Origin of the sequence: Bartonella sp. HY761 (assembly GCF_026743145.1) — a bacterium.
Lineage (GTDB): Bacteria > Pseudomonadota > Alphaproteobacteria > Rhizobiales > Rhizobiaceae > HY038.
Genome location: NZ_CP104887.1, coordinates 2,190,360 through 2,213,977 on the forward strand (window position 1 = coordinate 2,190,360; position 23,618 = coordinate 2,213,977).

The following is a 23,618-nucleotide window of genomic DNA, read 5'->3' on the forward strand; positions in this document are numbered from 1 at the left end:
CTAAGGAAAATATCGTAATACTGATTTTTTACCAGATAAGTTCGCCAAACTTATTCAACTCAAAGAAATCGGCTACATATGTGGGGTTTATGATGAGCATTGACGCGCAGAAACTTGCAACCTTTCCAGCATTTTTTAAAGTTGCAGGGCAAAAAATTGTCATTATCGGCAATGGCGCTGAAGCCTATGCGAAACTGCGCCTCCTACGTGAAACTTCAGCTGCATTGGTATTAATTGCTGATGCGCCCGAAGATGATCTTTTAGATTTTATCAAAGAATATAGCCTTGAAGACAATAATTTCGTTTGGCTTGCTGAGAAATTCACTTCTGAGCATCTCTATGGTGCTGTGCTAATTTTTGCCGCTAATGGCGATGTGGGGCAAGATAAGATTATTGCGGATTATGCACATCAATTAAAAATTGCCGTCAATGTGGTGGATCGTCCAGATATGTGCGATTTTTTCACCCCTGCCCTTGTCAATCGTGCACCAATATCGGTGGCGATTGGTTCAGAAGGCGCAAGCCCAGTCCTTGCACAAATGATCCGCGCCCAGATCGAGGCTTTGTTAAATCCGCAAATTGGTAAGGTAGCTGCTCTTGCAGCAAAACTTAGAACACTTGTCGATAACTCCATTGCCAAAGGTTTGACACGGCGTAATTTTTGGTTTCGTTTTTTTAATGGAAAAATTGTTGAGGAATTGGAACGTAATAATCCAGCAGCTGCCGAACGGGAGGCATTTGATCTTATCCACGCTTTCAAAGAAAATAAAGGGCGTTTATATTTATTAAATGCACAAAATCTTGACGCTGACCAGATTACGCTGCACAGCCAGCGCGTATTATTAATGGCCGATGGTATCGTTTATGATCATAGCATTGATGAAGATCTGCTAACCATAGGCCGGCGCGATGCACAGCGGTTTGTCACTCCTAAAAACACCCTTGACGATCTAGAGTGCACAAAACTTCTTATCAACTTAATTGAAAGCGGCAAGCAGATTGTGCGCCTTTATGGTGATAGAGCACAAATGCTGAGGGATATAGCTTTACTGGAAATTAACCAGCAAGATTTTGCTGTTTTACCATCGCTTTCGGATGTGGCATTTCAACATAATTACGCAAATATTAGCAACCAATATGCACCAAAAGCTGCATAGCAAGCGCGATATAGGCATTATTGTTTTAAAGGGTGGAGTAAAATGGCAGCAAAAATTTTAACAGCCAATAAATTAGGTGATGGGCGCGTTGTTTGGTACAGCAAGAATGGGCAATGGAGCGAGGACGCTAATAATGCTTTGCTAGCAGTTACGCCCGAAGAGACAAGCATTTTGGAAGATGCGCAAAAATTGGGGATTGCCACCAACATCGTTATTGATGCCAATTTGATCGATGTCGATGAAAAGGATGCCCAGCTGCGCCCAATCCGGCTGCGTGAGCGTATTCGGCAAAATGGTCCAACTATTGCTTATGGCGCAGCACCGCTCAATCCATAGGATTTTCAATTCTGCCTTAAAATTCATGTTTTACCGCAATTTAAATATCCAATTCTAAATTGCCAAGAGGATAAATCCATGTATCGTTATGATGAATTTGACCGCGCTTTTGTCAAAACTCGTGTTAGCGAATTTTCAGATCAGGTGCAACGCCGCTTAAACGGCGAAATCACCGAAGAGCAATTTAGACCTTTACGGTTGATGAATGGTGTTTACCTGCAATTGCATGCCTATATGCTGCGCGTTGCTATTCCCTATGGCACATTATCACCTCGCCAATTGCGCAAATTAGCATCAATTGCCCGCCGCTATGACAAAGGCTATGGCCATTTTACCACAAGGCAGAATATCCAATTCAACTGGCCAAAATTATCAGATATTCCACTTATTCTTGCGGAATTGGCAGAAGTTGAAATGCATGCTATTCAAACATCAGGCAACTGCATTAGAAATGTGACATCAGATCACTTTGCTGGTGCTGCAGGTGATGAAGTTGCCGATCCCCGCCCTTATGCAGAAATTTTGCGGCAATGGTCATCCTTGCACCCAGAATTTAGCTATTTGCCGCGTAAATTTAAATTTGCTGTTGTTGGTGCACAAACTGACCGCGCGGCTATTCAAGTTCATGATATTGGCCTTTGGCTTAAACGCAATGACAAGGGGCACCTTGGTTTTGCCTTTTATGTTGGTGGCGGCCAAGGCCGCACACCGATGGTTGCCAAACTTATCAAAGATTTTGTACCTGAAGAAGATTTGCTAACCTATGCGACAGCGGCAATTCGTGTCTATAATTTACATGGGCGACGCGATAATAAATATAAAGCCCGCATTAAAATCCTTGTTCATGAAATGGGCGTTGAACAATATGCTAATGAGGTAGAAGTAGAATTTGAACAAATTAAAAATAGTGAATTGAAGTTGCCGCAAAGCGATATTGACGCGATTAACTGCTATTTTGCTGCACCAGATCTTACGCCGCGTCCAGAAGGACGTGATTTACTTAAAAAAATGCGCCAATTGGATAATGCTTTTGATATTTGGGTAAAAAATAATGTTACCGCCCATAAGAATGAAGATTATAGCATTGTTAGCATTTCCTTAAAGCCCGTTGGCGGCATACCGGGTGATGCGACTGCCGAAGATATGGAATTGGTTGCCGATCTCGCCGAGCTTTATTCTGATAAGGAACTGCGCGTTACCTATCGGCAAAATTTGGTGTTACCCCATGTCGCATTAGCAGATTTGCGCGCCGTATATGATGCACTTCACCGCCGCAATCTTGCCAATGCCAATATTGGCCTTGTAACCGATATGATTGCTTGCCCGGGCCTTGATTATTGCGCCCTTGCCAATGCTCGTTCCATACCTGTTGCCCAAGCTATTTCCACGCGCCTTGGTGATAATGCGCGCCAACAAAATATCGGCGAATTAAACCTAAATATTTCGGGCTGTATCAATGCATGCGGCCATCACCATATTGGGCATATCGGCATTTTAGGCGTTGAGAAAAAGGGCGAGGAACTCTATCAGCTTACCCTTGGTGGTTGCGATGGCAACCATACATCGCTTGGCGATATAACGGGCCGTGGCTTTGAGCCTGACCGAATTGTCGATGCTGTTGAGACGGTGGTTAATACCTATCTTGATTTGCGTGAAAACAAGGATGAACGTTTTATTGACACCTATCGCCGTCTTGGCATGGAGCCGTTCAAACAAGCCCTTTATCCACCAGTTGAAAAGGCCGCTTAATATGGAGCAAGATAATGTTAAATTATGGGATCGTGCTGGCTTTCGCGAAGATCCCTTTATTCGCGCTGAAACGCTGGAAGAAGCTGGCAACCACCGCGCAATTTTGCCCTTTGCCTATTGGCTGCAATTTAGAGCAGAAAATGGTGATGCAAGTGCATTGAAAGGAACGGGTGTTTTTGTTGCGGCAAGCGATGATATAGATGCACTAACACCATTTTTTGAAGATATTGCCGTTATTGCTCTTGATTTGCCAGCCTACACAGATGGGCGAGCTTACTCTAAGGCAGCACGCTTAAAAAATCGCGGTTTTAAAGGCGAGATAAGAGCCGTCGGCGATGTACTTATTGACCAAGTATCCAACCTCTTACGCTCTGGCTTTGATAGCCTTGAAGTTACCCATGCTTTAACAAAAGAGCGATTGGAAAAAGATGAGCTGATCAAATATTCTGGTTTTTATCAACCCTCAAGCGGCGTTGAGCGATTAGAAACGCAAACCTTAGGGGCAGGAACACGCCGTCTTTGGCGCAACATTTAAAACAGTTTTTTTTAAAAATTTAACATCTCAACGACATTATTTAACAGCTTGTTCATTTGAAAACTTCAATGAACAAGCTGTTTTTTTGCTATATGGAAATAATAAATTTTGCTTGGCTTAACTTTGGCAATATGATCTCCCTTTAGCTGACGAATTATGGAGAGTTTAGAAAATGGTAAACCCAACGACTATAGAAATAAGAGCCGAAAGCCCTGCGGATAGCGATTATATACGCCAAATAACCCAAGAAGCATTTAAAAATAATCAACATAGCAACGGCACCGAAGGCGCGATTATTGATGCGCTACGCACCGCAAACCAGCTTACACTTTCTCTTGTTGCTTTAAGTGGTGATGAAATAGTCGGGCATATCGCATTTTCACCCATAAGAATTGATGGTCATAATTTAGGTTGGTATGGACTTGGCCCAGTCGCAGTTGAACCATCAAGACATGGCCAAGGCATAGGCACAGCCTTGATCAATGAGGGGCTAGCTCGGCTTAAAGCCATGGGTGGCAAGGGATGCGTAGTTGCAGGTGATCCACATTATTATCAACGTTTTGGCTTTCAACAATGTAAAACCTTAAGATATGAAGGGCTGCCTGCAGAATATTTCATGCAAATAGCGTTTAATGGTGATACGCCGACAGGCCGCGTTGAGTATCATGAGAGTTTTAACGCTTCTTAAAATACAGCAATTAGTATAACCCATAAACTATGCAGAAAACCGATATGGATTTTCTGCATAATAGACAAAAATTATACTGCCCAATCTTCAAGACCTGTAAAACTTACAGTTAACCAGCGGTCAGGACCAGCATCGCCAATAGCCTCGCTAATTTCTCCACGGATTGCATCAAGCTTGGCAATTGTATCAATTCGCCAATCTTGTGGCACAATAATATGAATTTCAATCATCGTTGAACGACCCACCTTAGCAACATAGGTTTGGGCACTAACAAAGTTATGGCGTAAAACAATTTCATCAACACTATTTGTAATATGAGCATCAAGGCTGCGCGGGGTAATTAAGAAAACTTCCTTTAAGGCTTTGAGAACCACGCGCAACGGCATTGGCGCCATTGCCAAACAAATAAGCGCCAGGATCACAGGATCAATATAAGGAATAAGCCAGATATAGCTTGTTTCGTTAATCGCAAAAGCAAACAAAAAAGCAATTAAGATTGCAAGGCTCAAGCAGCCAGAAATAATCCAACCTTTAATATCCATTGCGATAAATTCTGACTGTATTTCTTTGTTGCGTTGCGCTTCATAAAAAGCAAGGCCAAAACAAACAATTACCGCGATTAACGCATATAGAATTGCATAATCAAAAGATGGAACCTGCCCACCATTCCAAATGGAATTAATAGCTTCAAACAAACCATATAATACCGCAATCGACAAAGATATACCGTTGATCGCCAATACCATCGGCTCTAAATGCCAAAAACCAAATTGAAAACGCTCTGCTAATTGGTGACTTCGCTTACTAAGGCGTAAACTATCTAAATGGATTAAGCGTACCACAAGCAAAGCAGCTAGGCTAAAAAAACAATCAACACTTGAATAGACGCCATCAAAAATAATAGATGAGGAATTGGTAATAATTCCCATAATAACGCCAAAAAGCGCAACGGCCAAAGTTACAAAAACTGAAAGCTTAAGAAGCTTTTGCTCAGCTAGTTGATTTAAGGAGGATTGCTCTAAAGGGTCGATATTATCGTTTTGCGGCACATATGGCTCGTTAGTTGACATTTTAACTTTTCACCTAGGATTGATAATAAATAAGTTAACAATACTAGCGCATTTTTACAAAACTGTGAAGCCATAGCCAAAACGACGACGAAAGCAGATGATTAAACCTCCAGATTTTGCACCGACTGCACAAAAAAATAATCAACAAAATAGCGTTCAATATCACGATAATAAAGCGAGTTTTTCTTTGATTTTTTATGAAAATAATCTTGCCAAGGAAAAGAGGCAATTCTGGCCGCTACATCGGCTTTTGCAATACCACCTATCGTAAAATAATCTTCCATAAAAGAGATGAGTTGATCTTGGTCAAAATATTCTTCCAATGGCACAACATGCAGCTCATCCTTGCTAATAAAATCCCAATAGCTTTCTAAAAAAAAATATTCAAAAGACTTACGCGAAATTGTAACATTAACAACAGGTGGATAGCGTTTTGCTACCAGTAGATAGAATATTATGATGTTGGCAAATACCCAAGCCATTTCACAAAAAGCTAAGCTATAACCGCCGATTAGGCCAATATAATTCAAAATAAAGGCTAATGAAATCGACAAAAATAACGGGATAAAAATTAAAAATTTTGTTGTTTTAGCAATACTAATTTCAGGTAAGTATTTTTCAAGAATATCACCAAGATTGCCGTAAAGTAAAAGCATGAAAGCATAGTTGGTAATTATAAAAAATACTAAAAAGCCGAAACTGAAGCCAAACACCCCCTCGCTATAAAGATAACCTTTAAAAAGCCAGTAGGACATGGTGATTAAAAGCACCCATATAATACGCTGAACCATAAATTATCCCTTTATTGCTCTTATTTTTAGTTAAAGCAAAATGGAAAAAACGCGACAGAATACCATTTGGTTAAAGACGCGATAGCATTTTTGCAACAAAATCAGGCACGGTCACACTTGCCTTACCTGCAAGGCAATGATCAAAAAAACTCGATATATCATTGCCACAATCTAGATTTATCTCATAGGTTTTTGCCCCATTTTCTAATGCCATACAAACAAAGCCAGCAGCAGGATAAACCTGCCCCGATGTTCCAATTGCGGCAAATATATCGCATTGGCTTAAGGCCTGTTCAATTTTTTCCATGTGGTAAGGCATTTCACCAAACCAAACAATGTCAGGGCGCAAACTTCCAATAGTGCCGCAGCTTGGGCATTGGCTTTGTTCGTCCATATCGCCTTGCCACGGATTTTGACTGTGACAGGCGGTACAAAGAGCAGAATTTAACTGCCCATGCATGTGCAGTATTTTTTTGGATGCAGCTGCCTCATGCAGTGAATCAACATTTTGCGTAACCAATAAAAATTCGCCAGGCCACTTTGCTTCCAATTCGGCAAGAGCAAAATGAGCAGCATTTGGCTTGGCAAGTTGCGCATCCTGTCGTCTTTTATTGTAAAAATCATAAACAAGTTGTGGATCATCGGCAAAACCTTGCGGTGTTGCCACCTTTTCAACGGAATAGTTATTCCATGTACCGCCACTATCGCGGAAAGTAGGTATTCCCGACTCGGCCGAGACTCCAGCACCAGTTAAAATTAAAATAGCAGGTGCACTTTGTATTTTGGACGAGCGATACATATCTATAAGTCACTTTTTTAAGCAATTGAAATGATGATTTAATGCAGATAAACATATAACGCATTAAATTTGACAGGAGTATGATTATTGGCAATGGATGCAGAAGCGCAAAGCAAATTGCAAGAACGAGTTGAAGAAGCTGATAATCTTTTGGCATTGCATAATCGTGCACGAAAAACAAAACAATGGGCGGCGGCCAATTTTGAACTTGGATCGGCTTTAGCAGCATTAGCTGCCAGTGAAGATGATCGCTTGGCATTTAGCAATTATAAAAAAGCCATAGAAACTTTTGAGCCTTCGCTTAAATTTTATGCGGAAAATGCTGAATTTAAGAGTGAATATCAAGAAGCCGTTTTGGTTCTTGCCCGTACCATTGGCGCTTATGCGCAGCGTGAAGGTGGCGATAATAGCCGTTTAATGCTAGAGCGCGCCAAAAAGCTTTTACTTGAGCTAATTGACGAGCGCTCGCTTGAAAGCGACCTGTTTGATAAAGCATTGGTACTCGTAGAACTTGGTAAACTATACCGTATCTGTGCTGACCTCTCGCTTGGGGATAATAAGCATGAGTTTTCAAAATTGGCAATCGGTGTTTTTAAACAGGCAGCGCAAATTTTCCAAGCAAAGGAAAAGTTTGAAAACTGGGCCGATGCAGTATTGGGCGAAGCAATTGCATGGCGAGAAATTTCAACCTTAAATATCGAAGACCCATTAAAGGCCTTATTGCATTCGGTTGAGATGCTTAAAACTGTTTTGAATTATTATACACCTTCAAGCCACCCATTAGAATGGTTTTTTGGTCATTTTGAATTTGGTCGGGCTTTTTTCCGCATTGCGCTGCTCAATGAAAATGAACAACGCCGCAATGCAGCAAGTGCGGCAGTTGATGCCATGCGTATAGCACTACAAACCGCTTCAAGTGAGATTGCCCCCCAAGTTATTTTGCGGCTACGCATCGAACTTGCTCTTGCAATTTCAACTTATGCGCAAACATTGGATGATCAACAAGCAGTTTCTAGCACATTAGAAGCAGTAATGCTTTATAAAGAGCTGATTAGCCAATTTCAGCAAAGTGATGATATTTATGGTCTTGCCGTTATGCAAAGCAATCTTGGTAAGGAATATCTAAACCTTGCGCAAATTTTTCATAATATTGGCAATGAAGATGAATGCCACAATTATTATCAGCTTGCCACGGATATATTGCGACAAAGCGATACACCAGCTTTAGCACATAACCAAAATAATCAATGGCTTTCAAATCAGATTGAGCTTGCAAAAGTTCTTTATAATTTTGGTAATCACTTAAACGGCAAAAAGCGCAGTGATGCTCATATTGAAGCAGCTGAAATTTATCGCAATGTACTCAAAAGCCTTGAGAATGACCGTACACCCACAACTTGGCGCTTAAAAGTAGAGCTTTCCCTTGCTCTTTCCCACTATGTCCATAGTTATGATCCTGATAATGCTATTGCTATATTGGAAGAAACCATCGCTATTTATAAGCAAGTTATCGAAGCACACAAAGACATAAGTGATAGCTTTGGTGCATTTGTTCTTGAAGCGGCATTAGGTAAGGATTTACTTGCTTTAGCAACCTTTATTGGTGGTAAAAATGGGCAAAGCTTTAGATTTCAAGCAATTGATATTTTACGTCAATGCATTTCATCAACCCTTGAAGCTAATAATCATGAACAATGGCTATCGGTTCTTGTTGATCTTGGTATGGCATTTTATGCTGCCGCCAATAATGACGATACGGTAAAACGCTTTGCTTTATATGAAGAAGCGATAGAAATTTTTAGACAAGTATTACAAAAAATTGATGGTGACGACGCACCAGAATTTAAAGCAAAACTTCAAAACTGCATAGCATTATCGCTTGCCAATATTGGTGAAAATGACCAAAGCGAAAGTGGCTTACAGCGGTTAAAAGAGGCTGAGCTTGCATTTAGACTGGCTTTGCAATCAGCAGAAAAGCGCGAAAGTGAAATTGAGTTGATGCGCCTTGAAAGTAATATTGCAAACTTGTTCTATACTTTAGCTCGCCGCAGTGAAGGGGAAGAAGCAAAATCCTATATTCATTATGCAGCGCAAACAATAAAGAAAGCCATATCACGCATTCGTAAAGATGTATTGCCCGGAGAGTGGCTTACCAGTCAATCCAATTACGGGTTAATCCTCAAACATATGGTTGAAAACAATTATAGCGATAATCTTAATGCCGATTATGCCCGTTCAGTAGCAGCTTTTGAAGAAGCACTTACTGCTAGCACAATGACCGATTCAGAAGTTGAATATATTGTTCACTTACAAAATCTTGTAGCAACATTGCTCAGTTGGAGCGAGCATTGTGAAGGAAATGAACGTATTATTGCATTAGAGCGTGCTTTTGCACTTTTGGGTGAAATTGAGGAATGGGCTAGTAATCATGATCAAGTAGAAATTTTTGAAGAAGCACAGCAAAGCCGGGCTCAATTAGCGGTGGTTATAAAAGACAGTAAACCTAAAAAACTTTTGCAACGGCTTTTGTCATTTTTAAAATAGGCTAAAATATTCGATCAAAAGTTCAAATTCTTTTGCATTTGACCAATGGGCTAAAATAAAAAATTTAGAACACGTTACTGTTTTAATACTAAATAGACGTGTTCTAAACATTCTTGCAGCTTTTTTGATCTGCGGTAATATTTAGTTTTTTATTGACAAAGCCAATTATTTTTTAATATTTTTTTAAAATAAATCTATATTAATAAATATATTGTAAGGCAATATTATGCAAAAAATACTTACCCCATTACAGGAAGATTTTAAGTATAAATTGATTTATTTAATGTCATTTACATTAAAATTTTCAATTTTTTTATTTCTATTAATATCATTATGGGTATCATTAGATGCATTTGTAAGCTTTCTACCTATCAACCTATATTATTTTGTAGCTTTTACTTTTTTGGTTATTTTTATATCCTATTTCGATCATCTGCCAGAAAATGACAATTTTTTTCTATATAAGCACATACTAAGCGAACGAAATATTTTATATAAAATTATCTCTCATCTCAATTATTTGATAGATAAAATATATAAATTTTCAGCTTTTATCAGTAGACCGCTGATTTTGTTGCCTATTCTAATACTCACGTTTTTTATAATGCAAAATGGCATTTTGCTTGTAAAAGATTGGATTATATATGCAAATCCAATAAAATTAGACGGTGCAGTTTCAAAATCAATTATTAATAATACAAATTTTAATTATTGCCCACCTAAGCTCTGGGGAAAAGACAGTAGACGCAAATCAAAAAATAAAAAAGATATTTGTGATATTATAAGTATTACTTATCAGGAAAAGCAATATACACGCAGGGTCTTATATGAAAGGCCCTACTACATTAATAATGATATTTATGCATCAAAATTATTTCCAACCAATATGACACTTGGTTATGTATTGGTTAAAAAAAATCTAATATTAAGAACAAGTTTCAATATCATTATAACATTAATAGGTACTGTTTTCATACTTGAAATGATAAGACGATTGAAAAAAAGAACACTTAACGAAGAGTAAATAACGGGTCTATGATATTTTCTTTAGCCCTTAAGATAGTAAAATATTTATGAAACTGTTTTAACATCACCCTAATGGCTATATTATATACTTTATAAAATCACTATCAAAGTACTAATTTTCATTCAAACAATAAAGAGAATATGTTTGAGCAATATTGAAGTGAATTCAACTTTAAGATTTAAATTATTTTGTTAAAATTTGCATCTTACAATGCAAAAGAATAAAAATTTCAAATATTTCCAGCTTCAACAATAAATAGATGTCGGCTACAATACCTTAACTGAAAGTCTTATTTAGAAAGGAACTTTAATGACAACAGAATTCGCATTGTATCCTGAGTGGTTAACCAAAGAAATTGACCAATATAAATTTCCCAAGGAGATGCAATTTGATTTTTATCCAGACTTTGATAAGGTTTTTGCCGATGATACTTTAAAGGGGCTGTTTTATCCGCTTTGTACAGTATCTTCGATCCCCTCTTATCCAAATACCAAATTACATTTCGTGTCATCAAATGGCGTTTGGCTTGATGAACAATATAATAATATTGAAAACAATAACGGATATGCCCGTTTCAAACTTATTGATAATTTATATGCATTTCAAGGTGATCTTCGTCTATATAGAGGTCACGATATAGCAAAAGATCTATACAAGCAGCTTGAAGCTTATTTTACACAAAATATCGATGTAATAATGCAAACGAATTTAAAAGTAGCTGATTATATAGAGCTTATGAAACAAGAAGTATTGGATATAAACTTTCCAGAAAAATTTGACCTTAATTATTACATTGAAACATTTTACGAATTTACCATTAATCGCGAAATTTTTAAAATCACAGGCAAATTTAATCAATATGAGAATTTTATAAACTCCAAAAATTTTACTCGCAATAGTAAAGTTTTAAATATTGAAAAAGCGAACCCAATAAAATCAAAACTTTATAATGATTGGATTTATAGCCAATATGCCAATATCTTTGACGGTTGCATGCCAATAGGTCGCGCTGATGCCTTAACATTTTTTTCAGACGGTAATGATAGCGAACTTTTCTTTAACCAAGACCAAGAATATGCTCTTTCTGTTAACTTCTATAGTTAATGGTTAGTCCACGTTAAATTATTTCCATTTGGCTAAGATTTAAGTTAATTTAATCAAATAAAACAGAGGCATATTCTAAATTGCCATATTGCTGTAGATATTGTCTATTCAACTGTTAAAAAAACGGCCTCAATGAATTGAAGCCGTTTTTTTTATTACCGATTACGGATGCGACTATCTTTAAATATCACTGCGCGCAGCACCGTAATTATATTTTGCTTTCAAAGCCGAGCGCACTCCTTGCTCAAAATCAGTATGAACCTTGGCCAAGTGTCCAAGTTGGCGCTCGATGATATAATCAGGAACACCTTTCATCGCGTCGGCGTAATTATTAAAGAGGCGGGCCTTTTCACCTTCATCAAAAATATTAAATAATGCCGTCACCTGCACATAATCATTGTTACCTTCACGATGATCATAGCGTGCAGCATCACCTGAAATTTTGAGTGGTGGCTCAAGGGCAGATTTATCCTCAAATGGGCCATTAAAAGAATTTGGCTCATAATATGCATCAGGATTACCGCTTTGTATACCGCCTACCGTGTTCATTTGGCCATCACGGTGATAATGATGAACGGGACATACTGGCTTATTAACCGGAATATGTTCATAATTGCCGCCTAAGCGATGGCGATGGGCATCGGCATAAGAAAAAATACGCGCTTGCAACATCTTGTCGGGTGAGAAACTAATGCCCGGCACGATATTTGAAGGTGAAAATGCCGCTTGCTCAATCTGGGCAAAATAATTATCGGCATTACGGTTTAATTCCATAATACCCAGATCAATTGGCGGATATTCTGAATGCGGCCAAACTTTCGTCAAATCAAATGGGTTATAAGATGTTTTTTCAGCATCTTCTTCCGGCATGATTTGCACTTGTAATTTCCAACGGGGAAATTCGCCGCGTTCAATCGTGCCAAATAACTCTTCTTGGTAGGATTCACGATTTTCGCCAACAACTATTTTGGCTTCATCATTGGTATAGTGACGATGACCTTGCATGGTTTTAAAGTGAAATTTTACCCAAAAACGCTCACCCTGATCATTCCATAAGGAATAAGTATGCGAGCCATAACCATTCATATACATGGGGGCAACTGGCAAACCGCGATCCGACATCAAAATGGTAACCTGATGCAAGGATTCAGGCGATAAAGACCAAAAGTCCCACATCGCGGTATTGGAACGCATGTGCGTGCGTGGATGGCGTTTTTGTGTGTGAATAAAATCAGGGAATTTATAAGCATCACGCACAAAGAAAACCGGCGTATTATTACCAACGAGATCCCAATTTCCTTCATCTGTGTAGAATTTTAGCGAAAAACCGCGTACATCGCGCTCGGCATCGGCCGCGCCAAGTTCGCCAGCAACGGTCGAAAAACGCGCTAACATTGGTGTTTTAGCGCCGGGCTGTAAAGCCTTTGCTTTGGTATAGCGCGAAATATCACCTGTAATCGTTAGCTCACCAAATGCACCCCAACCTTTAGCATGGACTGTACGTTCTGGAATACGTTCCCGATTTTGATGCGCTAATTTTTCAAGTAATTGATAATCTTGAATGAGCACAGGGCCACGGGCACCAGCGGTAATTGAGTTTTGGTTATCTGGTACAGGTGAGCCGGCGGTGGTGGTTAATTTAGGACGTTCACTCATTCTACACTCCTTTAAAACTATTCTAAACAGGGTAGATAGGGCAGTTATTGCGCAAGGGAATAGTCTCTAATCGTCAAATTTTTAGTAAATAGCAATTTATCGTCAATTTAACTTATTGTTTTAAGGCAAATAAAATAGAAAATATTAGAAAATTATAACTTACATACATATAAATTAGCTACAATCACACTATTATTTTTGCATTCTATTTTGACGATATTAAACATTTTATTCTTTTTTAAATTTAGACTATTTCCAATCTATCATAATTTTTTCTATAATTAAATTGAATTTTCGATAAAATCAAATTATATTTTTTTAGATTTCCTATAAGAAAAAATTATTACAATTTTTATTTTCTCGCAAAAACAGCACGTTATCAAAACCTCGTTTTGGTTCCACATGGGAAAAAACAAAAAAAATAGCATGACAGTACAAAATGCTTTAAGAGTTTTAAGACAAGAAAATTAGATTCGACAGGGAAGCGGCACCATGGCACGCGATACAACAGACAATACCGAAATCCATTCACGCCAAGATCTGATCGAGCATTTGGCAGAAGGCAGCAAAAGTGCAGACCAATGGCGTATTGGTACCGAGCATGAAAAATTTGCCTTTTATATTGATGGCAATAGACCTGTCCCTTATGCTGGTAATAAAGGTATCCGCGCATTATTAGAAGGTATGCAAGCCATGCTTGGCTGGGAACCTATCATTGATGAGGGCAATATTATTGGCCTTGTGGAACCAACTGGACGCGGTGCTATATCCTTGGAGCCGGGCGGCCAATTCGAGCTATCAGGTGCGCCGGTGGAAACGCTGCATCAAACCTGCCGTGAAGTCAATGCTCATTTGGCGCAAGTACATGAAATTGCTAAACCTTTTGGCATTGGCTTTTTAGGTGCTGGTGGCAGCCCTAAATGGACTTTAAGTGAAACGCCAGTTATGCCAAAATCACGCTATAAAATCATGAGTGATTATATGCCAAAGGTAGGCAGCCATGGCCTTGATATGATGTATCGCACATCAACCATTCAAGTGAATTTGGACTTTTCATCAGAAGCTGATATGCGCCGTAAAATGCAAATCGGCATGAAATTGCAATCTATTGCAACTGCAATTTTTGCCACATCACCGTTTACTGAAGGTAAACCCAACGGCTTTTTGTCATGGCGGTCAGAAATTTGGCGCGACACCGACAACCAGCGCTCGGGCGTGCTGCCTTTCGTTTTTAATAAAGATTTTAGCTTTGGCGATTATGTCGATTGGGCTCTTGATATTCCGATGTATTTCGTTTTACGTGATGGTCATTACCATCAAGCCACCGATATAACCTTCCGCCAATTCATGAATGGAGGCTTCAAGGGTCGTGTTGATGACTATGCGCCCAATATGGGTGATTGGGCTAACCATCTTTCAACCCTATTTCCTGAAGTTCGTTTAAAGCGCTTTTTAGAAATGCGCGGTGCAGATGGTGGTCCATGGCGGCGGATTTGCGCTTTACCTGCTTTTTGGGTTGGACTGCTTTATGATAGCACCGCCCTTGATGCCGCCGAAGATTTAACCCGTGACTGGAACTTTGAAGAAGTATTGGCAATGCGCAATGCAGTCCCAACACAAGGCTTAAAAACTGTTTTTCGTAACAAAAGCTTGTTAGATCTTGCCCGTGAAGCATTAGCTATTTCACGGATAGGGTTAAAAAATCGTGCCCAGTTAAATGATAGAGGCAATGATGAAAGTCATTTCTTAAACTCGCTTGATGAAATCATTACCCGTGGCCATAGCGATGCAACAAAAATGCTAAATGATTATAATAGTATCTGGGGCGGTTCAGTAGACCCAATCTTTAGTGAATATGCTTATTAAATAAGCATTCTTTTAAAATAGCAATGGCTGATGGTAAACCAACATCAGCCACTATAATATTGTTGCATGACAGGCGATAAACAATGAGCGATCTTTTTGAAGCTGCAGAAGCAAAAAAATCAAATGCGGTTGAATTTACTGTTTCTGAAATTTCCGGCGCATTAAAGCGCAGTGTTGAAGAAAATTTCGGCAATGTGCGGGTGCGAGGTGAAATATCTGGCTATCGCGGCCCTCACTCATCAGGACACGCCTATTTCGCCCTTAAAGATGACAAAGCCCGCCTTGAAGCGGTGATTTGGCGCGGCGTAATGAGCAAGCTAAAATTCCAGCCAGAAGAAGGCATGGAAGTGATTGTTACAGGCAAGCTTACAACATTTCCTGGCTCTTCCAAATATCAAATAATGATTGATAATTTAGAGCCAGCTGGCGCCGGTGCTTTAATGGCACTTTTGGAAGAACGCAAAAGGCGCTTTGCAGCACAAGGCCTATTTAGCGATGATCGCAAACGCCCCCTCCCCTTCATGCCAATGGTTATCGGAGTAATCACCTCACCAACCGGCTCGGTAATCCGCGATATTATCCACCGCATATCCGACCGCTTTCCCGTGCATTTACTAGTTTGGCCGGTGCGCGTGCAAGGAGAAACCAGTGGGCAAGAAGTTGCCAACGGCATTAATGGCTTTAATCGGCTTGATACTAGCGGCACAATTCCTCGACCTGATGTATTAATTGTTGCTCGTGGCGGTGGCAGTTTGGAAGACCTTTGGGGGTTTAATGATGAAGCTGTGGTAATGGCTGCCGCTCAATCTACCATTCCGCTTATTTCCGCCGTTGGCCATGAAACCGATTGGACTTTGATTGATTATGTGGCTGATATGCGCGCACCAACCCCAACGGGAGCCGCGGAATTTGCAGTACCGGTAAAAAGCGATCTTGAAGCGCATATTGCCACTCTTAATGCACGTCTTGAAAGCATTATGCGGCGTAATTTTGATTATCGCCGCCAAAAATTAACTGGGCTTACCCGCGCACTACCATCGGTTGACCAATTATTTGCGTTGCCACGCCGGCGTTTTGATGAAGCAGCACAGCGCCTTAACCGCGCCTTGATGAATAATCTTGCGCAAAAGCACTATCGCTTTGAAACGAGTAAAAAGCGGTTTTCAGCCAATACTATATCGCGGCTCATCGATAATAAGAAACGAGAGCTTGCACTTATTAGCAAGCGCCTAAACTCTGATATTTTACACCGCCAAAGCAAAATGGGTATTGAGCGGCTTGAACGTTATCAAAAGCAAATGACTAATGCATTTAAACGAATTATTGAGCGGAAAAAACAAAGGCTCGCTGAACTTAACCGCTTAATGTTGAACCTATCTTACACCAGCATTTTACAACGCGGCTTTGTGTTGGTTGTTGATGAACATAAAATCCCTATAAAAAGGGCAACTGACACGCATGCCAATCAAGCTGTAACCTTGCGCTTTGCTGATGATGAAAGGCAAGCAACCATTGGTGGCTCCCCATGCGACAGCCATTTTAAAAATGCGATGCTGCAAAATAGCTCGCCTTCACAAGCAGAAACAATCCAGCCAGCAAAAAAACCAAAAGCTACCAAAGCGGATAAACCTACAAAAATAACCAAACCTGATAATGACACACAAGGTTCACTTTTCTAAAAGCTTAAGTCGAGGATGAATATGAGCAATGATAATGGTCTAGTTCAAGGATTTGACGGCAGAATGCGTTGTTTTTGGGCAGGCAGCAATGAAGATTATATTGCATATCATGATCATGAATGGGGCTATCCCATGCATGACGATATTCGCTTATTTGAAAAGATTTGCCTAGAGGGCTTCCAAGCTGGACTATCATGGTATACAATTTTAAAAAAGCGTGAAAATTTTCGCCGCGCATTTGATGGTTTCGACTTTAACATTATTGCAAATTATGATGACAAAAAGGTTGAAGCGCTGTTAAGCGATAGCGGCATTGTGCGCCATCGCGGCAAGATCAATTCGGTTATCAATAATGCCAAATGCGCCTTGAAAATAGTGGAAGAAAAAGGTTCTCTTGATAGCTATTTTTGGTCATTCAAACCGCCAAAATCTGAGTTATTTGCCACATATGATCTTGCAACATTAAAAGCTAATCCCGTCAGCGAAGCATCAAAACGCCTATCAAAGGACTTAAAAAAACGCGGATTTTCCTTTGTTGGCCCCACCACAATTTATGCATTTATGCAAGCTATGGGCTTGATTAATGACCATATCGAAGGATGTTTTTGCCGACCACTATTAGCTAAGATGCAAAGTCAATAAATTTGCCTATTTTTAATGCATCAACTTTTTAACAGCATAAATTTTAAGCAAATTTTATCAACTAAATCCATGACAAAACCATAAACCATTAAAAATATTACGTTTTTTCAAACTGGCATGAAACTTGTTATAGAAAAGACAAGGGCGCATGCGTCCATTGCTTTCAATGGAGAAGTTTTATGGTGAAATTCAAACAATACATTGCCTTTGTTGCAATTGTTCTATTTTCAGGCTTTGGGCTTTCACATATTGGCCCTGCTTTTGGGCAAGAAGTTGTTGCGCAAACGGCTGGGGCTGCAGCTCCCACTCTGGATACTGGTGATACAGCATGGATGTTGGTGTCCGCTGCCTTTGTGTTGCTTATGACAATACCAGGCCTTGCACTGTTTTACGGCGGCATGGTGCGCAAAAAAAACGTGCTTGCCACCATGATGCATAGTTTTGCGGTTTGTTGCTTGGTAAGCGTTTTATGGTTTATTGTTGGCTATTCGCTTGCCTTTGGTGAAGGCAATGCCTATTGGGGCGATTTTAGTTACCTCTTCCTGCATGGCATTACGATTAATTCGCTATACAATACTATTCCTGAATATTTATGGGTAGTTTTCCAAATGGCCTTTGCCATCATTACCCCTGCCCTTATGACTGGTGCCTTTGCCGAGCGCATGAAATTTTCATCTCTATTAATTTTTATGGGTGCTTGGTTACTGCTTGTTTACACACCAATTTGCCATTGGGTTTGGGGCGGTGGCTTTTTGGGACAGGATGGCGTATTGGATTTTGCCGGTGGCACAGTTATTCACGTGAACTCTGGTGTTGCAGGTCTTGTTGCAGCTATTATTATTGGTAAGCGCAGTGGCTACGGTTCAACCAATATGGCACCACATAATTTAACCCTTTCGATGATTGGTGCGTCACTATTATGGATTGGCTGGTTTGGATTTAATGCAGGCTCTGCTGGTGCAGCGAATGGACTTGCGGCGGTTGCCTTTATCAATACACAAATTGCAACAGCCGCTGCAGCTCTTGCTTGGATGTTTGTTGAATGGTCAATGTCAAAGCGTCCTAGCGTTCTTGGTATTATTTCAGGCGCGGTTGCCGGTCTTGTTGCCATTACCCCAGCAGCTGGTTTTGTCAATCCAACAGGCGCGTTAATAATCGGCCTTATTGGCGGCGGCGTCTGTTATTTCTCGGCTGTATGGCTAAAGCGCCTGCTTGGCTATGACGATTCTCTTGATGCTTTTGGCGTTCACGGTGTGGGTGGTATTGTTGGCGCATTGTTAACAGGTGTTTTTGCTGATGCTGCGATTAATGAAGCAGGCAAAGATGCTAGTGTTTGGATCCAATTTGTTGGTCTTGTTGCCGCAATTGTTTATTCAGCTATTGTCACCGCAATCATTCTTTATGCGATTAAATTTACCATTGGCCTACGCCCAACCAAGCAGCAAGAAATTGAGGGGCTCGATATTTCACTTCACGGTGAAACAATCCACTAACAAAGCTTAAACTAAAGGCCGCATATGCGGCCTTTTTTTAAATTTTCTTTACGCTAAGTTTATATAGTCTATAGGCACAAAATCGGTTAACCATACACCATTTTCCGCTTGCCAAAAAGCAAGACCATTTTCATGCATTTTTGCTGCATCAATATGCAAAATAACGGGTTTACCGTGGCGCTGCGCTACTTTAAAAGCGGTTACTTCATCCAAGGATAAATGTACTTTTTGACGATTGCCCGGCTTGATACCCTCACTTAAAATAGAATCGACACTCGTTTCAGCCGTGCCATGGAATAAAATTGCAGGCGGCACGGATGCTTCCAACGCCAAATCAACCGCAATGGAATGGCCTTGGGCAGCACGGATGCGCTTTTTATCATCCGATAAGGTAAAGCGTTTTTTATCACTATCACGCACCACATCAAACAAGGCTTGGCGACTAAACACCGTGCCATAAATAGCCGCTTTTTCAAGCAGTTCATTGACATTAGCCCAGCCGTTTTCGTCTAAGGTCAAACCAATCTTCTGCGGCTCATGGCGCAAAATCAAACTTAAAAATTTACTTATATGTTTACTCATAGCGTGTCGATAGATTAAAAAATTGGCGTTTTTTTGATCATTTTTTGGCAAAAAATATAAATGTAAAATAAAAGGCCGCTTAAAAGCGGCCTTCAATATAATTATATGAAACTAAAATTAGCCAATAGCCATTAGTTTAGCATTACCACCGGCGGCAGCAGTATTAACTGAAATTGACAATTCTTCCACCAACCAATCAAGGCAATAGGCGCTATCTGTTGCTTCCATCTGCGTTAACGTTGCAGCTTGGGTCAAAAGCAGTGGACCAGGAAGACCAGCAATGCGCTTCAAGGTTTTGGTGACAAATTCACCTTCACCTTCAATCAAAACGCCAGCAAATGCGCCGTCAGCTGCCCAATTATCACTCCACAAAATTTGTGAGAAGATTGATTGTGGTAAATTTGGCAAGCTTTTCTGCAAATTAGAACCTGCATCAATAACCACCTGATTACCTGTTGCTAGAACTGTTGCAATTTGACGATATAGCCCTGCTTCACTTTGTGGAACAATTAAAATCTTACCACGTGGATGCAAGAGATAGCGGTTTGTTTCACCAACTGGACCTGGCAATTCAATATCAAGACCAAGGCGTGATTTAACGCTAATCAAGCGGGCAAAACCTGCTTCTGCTTTTCTGTTCTGCCCATCAAGCCAAACAGCAAAATCAGTAAGAATAGCATTTGAATAGGTAGCACCGGGCAGATTTGGCTCTGGTTGATTAGCCAATAAGCGACCTAAATATAGAGCGCCACCCGCTTTTGGACCAGTGCCCGAAAGACCACGACCACCAAAAGGCTGCGATCCAACAACCGCACCAATAATATTACGGTTAACATAAATATTGCCAACCTTAACGCGAGAGATAACATCGGCAATGGTATCATCAAGACGTGTATGTAAACCAAAGGTTAGGCCATAACCCGTTGCATTAATATCATCAATAAGCTGATGCAGATTGTCACGCTTATAACGAATAATATGCAAGACAGGGCCAAAAACTTCCCGCTTTAATTCACTCATCGCGTTTAGTTCAATAATGGTTGGCGCAACATAAGTACCAAACTTGGTTGCTTCTCCCAATGGCAATTGCTCAATCTTATTACCCATAGCACGCATGGTTTCGATATGGCGATTAAGATTGTCTTTCGCTTCTTGGCTAATAACTGGCCCAACATCAACATTAATTGTATCGGTACGGCCAACACGCAATTCATTTAATGCACCTTTTAGCATTTCAAGAATGCGATCTGCCACATCTTCCTGCAAGCAAAGCACACGCAATGCCGAACAACGCTGACCTGCACTATCAAAAGCCGATGCAATAACATCAAACACCACTTGCTCAGCAAGGGCTGATGAATCAACGATCATAGCATTTTGACCACCAGTTTCCGCCAAAAGCGGAATTGGTTTGCCATTTGGCAATAAACGCGTTCCAAGTTCAGCCTGAATAAGGCGGGCAACTTCGGTAGAGCCGGTAAACATTACACCAGCAATCTTGTCGCTTGCAACTAAAGCTGCACCAACATTGCCTTCACCGGGCACGAGTTGAACAACATCTTGCGGAATACCAGCTTCATGCAAGATACGCACGCTTTCAGCCGCAATCAAAGGTGTTTCTTCTGCGGGCTTTGCCAAAACTGGGTTGCCAGCAACAAGAGCTGCACATACTTGACCTGTAAAAATAGCCAATGGGAAGTTCCAAGGGCTAATACAGACTACCGGACCAAGCGGAAGATGTTTTTCACCAATGGTGGAGCGAGCCTCAGCTGCATAATAGCGCAAGAAGTCAATAGCTTCACGCACTTCAGCAATAGCATTAGGGATCGATTTACCAGCTTCACGGGCAATTAATGCAAGCAAAGTTGGCATGCGCTCCTGCAATAAGTCAGCAGCTTTTTCAAGCATGGCTGCACGCTCACTCGTTGGCACCTTATGCCAAGTGCTAACCGCATTTGCTGCACGCTCTACACTTTGTTTAACTTCATCAAGACTGGCTTCAACAACTTGTCCCACAACATCGCGCTGATCAGCAGGGTTAAGCACTGGTTTTGCTTCATTGCTATGCTTATCGCCAAAAGGTGTTGCCACCCATTTTTGCGCCGTACTTACTAAAAAATCCTTGCTTAATGCGCTCAACACATCTTCATTAGAAAGATCAAACCCAGCCGAATTTTTACGGCTTGGCGCAAACATATCCTCTGGTGAGAAAAGTGCATCATTTTGACTGCCAGGGTTTGGCATCGCGCGAACGACATCAACAGGGTCAGCAATCATTTCGTCAACAGTGACAGACATATCAGCAATACGATGAACGAAAGACGAATTAGCCCCATTTTCAAGCAAGCGGCGAACGAGATAAGCAAGCAAGGTTTCATGGGTACCAACTGGCGCATAAATACGGGCTGGGCGTTTTAATTTGTCATTGCCTACCACTTCTTCATAGAGTGGCTCGCCCATGCCGTGCAAGCATTGGAACTCATACTTATCGTTGGTATAATCAGGACCAGCAATATTATAAATAGTTGCCAAAGTTTGCGCATTATGGGTTGCAAATTGTGGGAATACTGCATCTGGCGCATTTAACAATTTGGTCGCACAAGCAATATAGGAAACATCGGTATAAACTTTGCGCGTATAAACTGGATAGCTTTCAAGCCCATCCAATTGCGCGCGCTTAATTTCAGAATCCCAATAAGCACCCTTAACCAAGCGCACCATCATGCGGTGGCCAGAGCGGCGCGCAAGATCAATCACATAATCAAGCACAAATGGGCAACGGCGGCCATAGGCTTGCACCACAAAGCCAATACCATTCCAACCAGCAAGATCATTATCAAAGCAAAGGCTTTCAAGCAAATCGAGCGAAATTTCCAAGCGATCTGCTTCTTCAGCGTCAATATTAAGGCCAATATTATATTGCTTGCTTAGCAAAGCTAATTTTTTAACCCGCGGCAATAATTCACCCATAACACGATCAGCTTGTGAGCGCGAATAGCGTGGATGAAGCGCAGAAAGCTTAATCGAAATACCAGGCCCTTCATAAACACCCTTGCCATTGGCAGCTTTACCGATAGCATGAATGGCAGTTTCATAATCCTTATAATAGCGCTCGGCATCATCTTCAGTAGTTGCTGCTTCACCAAGCATATCATAAGAATAGCGAAAGCCTTTTTCTTCAACAGCTTTGGCGCGCTTTACAGCTTCATCAATGGTTTGACCACGCACAAATTGTTCACCCATCATACGCATGGCCATATCAACGCCTTTACGTACCACTGGCTCACCACAACGCTGGATAAGACGGGTAAGTGATGATGATAGGGTATTTGTATCAACAGTTGAGGTAAGCTTACCTGTTACAACTAAACCCCATGTTGCTGCATTGACAAAGAGCGAACGACCACCACCAATATGGGATTTCCAATCACCACCGGTGATCTTGTCACGAATAAGCGCATCACGGGTTGCCTTATCAGGAATACGCAACAATGCTTCAGCAAGACACATAAGGGCGATACCCTCTTGGCTTGACAAAGAATATTCATGGATCAAACCTTCAACGCCGCCGCCTTTTTTCTTAGCGCGTAAGGTTTCAATCAATTTGCGAGCCGTCGTAGCGATTTTGCCTTTTGTTTCAGCATCAAAAGTTGCAGCATCCAAAAGCGGAGCCAAGCATTCTTCTTCAGCGCGGCGATAGGCGCTTGTAATATCTTCGCGCAAGCTGGTTGGCTTGGCAATTGGTGGAGCATAATCTGCAAAAACAGGCTTAAAAATTTCAGCACTCATAAAAATCACCCAAAAAAGAGGTTAAACCGGGAAAACCCGTTGATATTTGGATTGGCGGCATATTTACTAAACTTATAAATGGTGCTTAGCCAAAGAATTGCAACGGCCAAT

General features: G+C 40.7%; 18 protein-coding genes. 12 read left to right on the forward strand and 6 right to left on the reverse strand.

Annotated elements, in window-relative coordinates:
• Window positions 1-89 precede the first annotated feature (89 nt).
• The 5 genes from N6A79_RS09505 to N6A79_RS09525 all read left to right on the forward strand — a co-directional run bounded on the left by N6A79_RS09505 (window position 90) and on the right by N6A79_RS09525 (window position 4,465).
• Window positions 90-1,157, forward strand: coding sequence for an NAD(P)-dependent oxidoreductase (locus N6A79_RS09505; protein ID WP_268545750.1), 1,068 nt, complete (start codon window positions 90-92; stop codon window positions 1,155-1,157).
• Window positions 1,158-1,199: 42 nt separating this feature from the next.
• Window positions 1,200-1,493 (forward strand): DUF2849 domain-containing protein, encoded by a 294-nt coding sequence (locus N6A79_RS09510; protein ID WP_268545751.1) that lies wholly within the window; start codon window positions 1,200-1,202, stop codon window positions 1,491-1,493.
• A 78-nt stretch (window positions 1,494-1,571) separates the two neighbouring features.
• A complete protein-coding gene (locus N6A79_RS09515) occupies window positions 1,572-3,242 on the forward strand; it encodes a nitrite/sulfite reductase (protein ID WP_268545752.1) in 1,671 nt (556 codons plus the stop codon).
• Window position 3,243: 1 nt separating this feature from the next.
• On the forward strand, window positions 3,244-3,777 hold the full coding sequence (locus N6A79_RS09520) for a DUF934 domain-containing protein (protein ID WP_268545753.1): 534 nt from the start codon (window positions 3,244-3,246) through the stop codon (window positions 3,775-3,777).
• Window positions 3,778-3,949: 172 nt separating this feature from the next.
• Entirely contained in the window at window positions 3,950-4,465 is a 516-nt protein-coding gene (locus N6A79_RS09525; RefSeq protein WP_268545755.1) for a GNAT family N-acetyltransferase, read from the forward strand.
• Between the two features lie 71 nt (window positions 4,466-4,536).
• Here N6A79_RS09525 and N6A79_RS09530 read toward each other — a convergent pair whose 3' ends face one another.
• The 3 genes from N6A79_RS09530 to N6A79_RS09540 form a co-directional block, all read right to left on the reverse strand.
• Entirely contained in the window at window positions 4,537-5,535 is a 999-nt protein-coding gene (locus N6A79_RS09530; RefSeq protein ID WP_268545756.1) for a cation diffusion facilitator family transporter, read from the reverse strand.
• Window positions 5,536-5,636: 101 nt separating this feature from the next.
• Complete coding sequence (locus N6A79_RS09535; protein WP_268545757.1) at window positions 5,637-6,326, reverse strand: hypothetical protein; 690 nt, start codon at window positions 6,324-6,326, stop codon at window positions 5,637-5,639.
• A gap of 70 nt (window positions 6,327-6,396) precedes the next feature.
• Entirely contained in the window at window positions 6,397-7,125 is a 729-nt protein-coding gene (locus tag N6A79_RS09540; protein WP_268545758.1) for an NAD-dependent deacylase, read from the reverse strand.
• Between the two features lie 87 nt (window positions 7,126-7,212).
• Between N6A79_RS09540 and N6A79_RS09545 the strand changes: the two genes are divergently transcribed.
• The 3 genes from N6A79_RS09545 (at window position 7,213) to N6A79_RS09555 (ending at window position 11,800) form a co-directional block, all read left to right on the forward strand.
• On the forward strand, window positions 7,213-9,669 hold the full coding sequence (locus N6A79_RS09545; RefSeq protein WP_268545759.1) for a hypothetical protein: 2,457 nt from the start codon (window positions 7,213-7,215) through the stop codon (window positions 9,667-9,669).
• 226 nt (window positions 9,670-9,895) lie between these two features.
• A complete protein-coding gene (locus tag N6A79_RS09550; RefSeq protein WP_268545760.1) occupies window positions 9,896-10,693 on the forward strand; it encodes a hypothetical protein in 798 nt (265 codons plus the stop codon).
• 312 nt (window positions 10,694-11,005) lie between these two features.
• The gene (locus N6A79_RS09555; protein ID WP_268545761.1) at window positions 11,006-11,800 is read left to right on the forward strand and encodes a hypothetical protein; all 795 of its coding nucleotides are present in this window, start codon (window positions 11,006-11,008) and stop codon (window positions 11,798-11,800) included.
• 180 nt (window positions 11,801-11,980) lie between these two features.
• On the opposite strand, the gene N6A79_RS09560 is transcribed toward N6A79_RS09555, so the two are convergent.
• Window positions 11,981-13,456, reverse strand: a complete 1,476-nt coding sequence (locus tag N6A79_RS09560) for a catalase (protein WP_268545762.1) — start codon at window positions 13,454-13,456, stop codon at window positions 11,981-11,983.
• Window positions 13,457-13,948: 492 nt separating this feature from the next.
• On the opposite strand from N6A79_RS09560, the gene N6A79_RS09565 reads away from it, so the two are divergent.
• From N6A79_RS09565 to N6A79_RS09580, 4 genes are all read left to right on the forward strand, one after another.
• Window positions 13,949-15,322, forward strand: coding sequence for a glutamate--cysteine ligase (locus N6A79_RS09565; protein WP_182417404.1), 1,374 nt, complete (start codon window positions 13,949-13,951; stop codon window positions 15,320-15,322).
• An 83-nt stretch (window positions 15,323-15,405) separates the two neighbouring features.
• Complete coding sequence (gene xseA, locus N6A79_RS09570; protein WP_268545763.1) at window positions 15,406-17,001, forward strand: exodeoxyribonuclease VII large subunit; 1,596 nt, start codon at window positions 15,406-15,408, stop codon at window positions 16,999-17,001.
• A 21-nt stretch (window positions 17,002-17,022) separates the two neighbouring features.
• Window positions 17,023-17,643: a DNA-3-methyladenine glycosylase I gene (locus N6A79_RS09575; protein ID WP_268545764.1), complete on the forward strand. Its 621-nt coding sequence runs from the start codon at window positions 17,023-17,025 to the stop codon at window positions 17,641-17,643.
• Window positions 17,644-17,822: 179 nt separating this feature from the next.
• Window positions 17,823-19,136 carry an ammonium transporter gene (locus N6A79_RS09580; protein ID WP_442784231.1) on the forward strand — a complete coding sequence of 438 codons (1,314 nt, stop codon included), beginning with the start codon at window positions 17,823-17,825 and terminating at the stop codon, window positions 19,134-19,136.
• A gap of 48 nt (window positions 19,137-19,184) precedes the next feature.
• Here the strand turns inward: N6A79_RS09580 and N6A79_RS09585 are convergent, their stop codons facing one another.
• Window positions 19,185-19,718, reverse strand: coding sequence for an RNA 2'-phosphotransferase (locus N6A79_RS09585; protein WP_268545765.1), 534 nt, complete (start codon window positions 19,716-19,718; stop codon window positions 19,185-19,187).
• A gap of 117 nt (window positions 19,719-19,835) precedes the next feature.
• On the reverse strand, window positions 19,836-23,507 hold the full coding sequence (gene putA, locus N6A79_RS09590) for a trifunctional transcriptional regulator/proline dehydrogenase/L-glutamate gamma-semialdehyde dehydrogenase (protein ID WP_268545766.1): 3,672 nt from the start codon (window positions 23,505-23,507) through the stop codon (window positions 19,836-19,838).
• Window positions 23,508-23,618: the final 111 nt, after the last annotated feature.

Excerpts from the sequence above, each read along its gene's own strand:
- N6A79_RS09505 (WP_268545750.1), top strand. The coding sequence starts at position 90 with ATGATGAGCATTGACGCGCAGAAACTTGCAACCTTTCCAGCATTTTTT.
- N6A79_RS09510 (WP_268545751.1), top strand. The coding sequence starts at position 1,200 with ATGGCAGCAAAAATTTTAACAGCCAATAAATTAGGTGATGGGCGCGTT.
- N6A79_RS09515 (WP_268545752.1), top strand. The coding sequence starts at position 1,572 with ATGTATCGTTATGATGAATTTGACCGCGCTTTTGTCAAAACTCGTGTT.
- N6A79_RS09520 (WP_268545753.1), top strand. The coding sequence starts at position 3,244 with ATGGAGCAAGATAATGTTAAATTATGGGATCGTGCTGGCTTTCGCGAA.
- N6A79_RS09525 (WP_268545755.1), top strand. The coding sequence starts at position 3,950 with ATGGTAAACCCAACGACTATAGAAATAAGAGCCGAAAGCCCTGCGGAT.
- N6A79_RS09530 (WP_268545756.1), bottom strand. The coding sequence starts at position 5,535 with ATGTCAACTAACGAGCCATATGTGCCGCAAAACGATAATATCGACCCT.
- N6A79_RS09535 (WP_268545757.1), bottom strand. The coding sequence starts at position 6,326 with ATGGTTCAGCGTATTATATGGGTGCTTTTAATCACCATGTCCTACTGG.
- N6A79_RS09540 (WP_268545758.1), bottom strand. The coding sequence starts at position 7,125 with ATGTATCGCTCGTCCAAAATACAAAGTGCACCTGCTATTTTAATTTTA.
- N6A79_RS09550 (WP_268545760.1), top strand. The coding sequence starts at position 9,896 with ATGCAAAAAATACTTACCCCATTACAGGAAGATTTTAAGTATAAATTG.
- N6A79_RS09555 (WP_268545761.1), top strand. The coding sequence starts at position 11,006 with ATGACAACAGAATTCGCATTGTATCCTGAGTGGTTAACCAAAGAAATT.
- N6A79_RS09560 (WP_268545762.1), bottom strand. The coding sequence starts at position 13,456 with ATGAGTGAACGTCCTAAATTAACCACCACCGCCGGCTCACCTGTACCA.
- N6A79_RS09565 (WP_182417404.1), top strand. The coding sequence starts at position 13,949 with ATGGCACGCGATACAACAGACAATACCGAAATCCATTCACGCCAAGAT.
- xseA (WP_268545763.1), top strand. The coding sequence starts at position 15,406 with ATGAGCGATCTTTTTGAAGCTGCAGAAGCAAAAAAATCAAATGCGGTT.
- N6A79_RS09575 (WP_268545764.1), top strand. The coding sequence starts at position 17,023 with ATGAGCAATGATAATGGTCTAGTTCAAGGATTTGACGGCAGAATGCGT.
- N6A79_RS09580 (WP_442784231.1), top strand. The coding sequence starts at position 17,823 with ATGGTGAAATTCAAACAATACATTGCCTTTGTTGCAATTGTTCTATTT.
- N6A79_RS09585 (WP_268545765.1), bottom strand. The coding sequence starts at position 19,718 with ATGAGTAAACATATAAGTAAATTTTTAAGTTTGATTTTGCGCCATGAG.
- putA (WP_268545766.1), bottom strand. The coding sequence starts at position 23,507 with ATGAGTGCTGAAATTTTTAAGCCTGTTTTTGCAGATTATGCTCCACCA.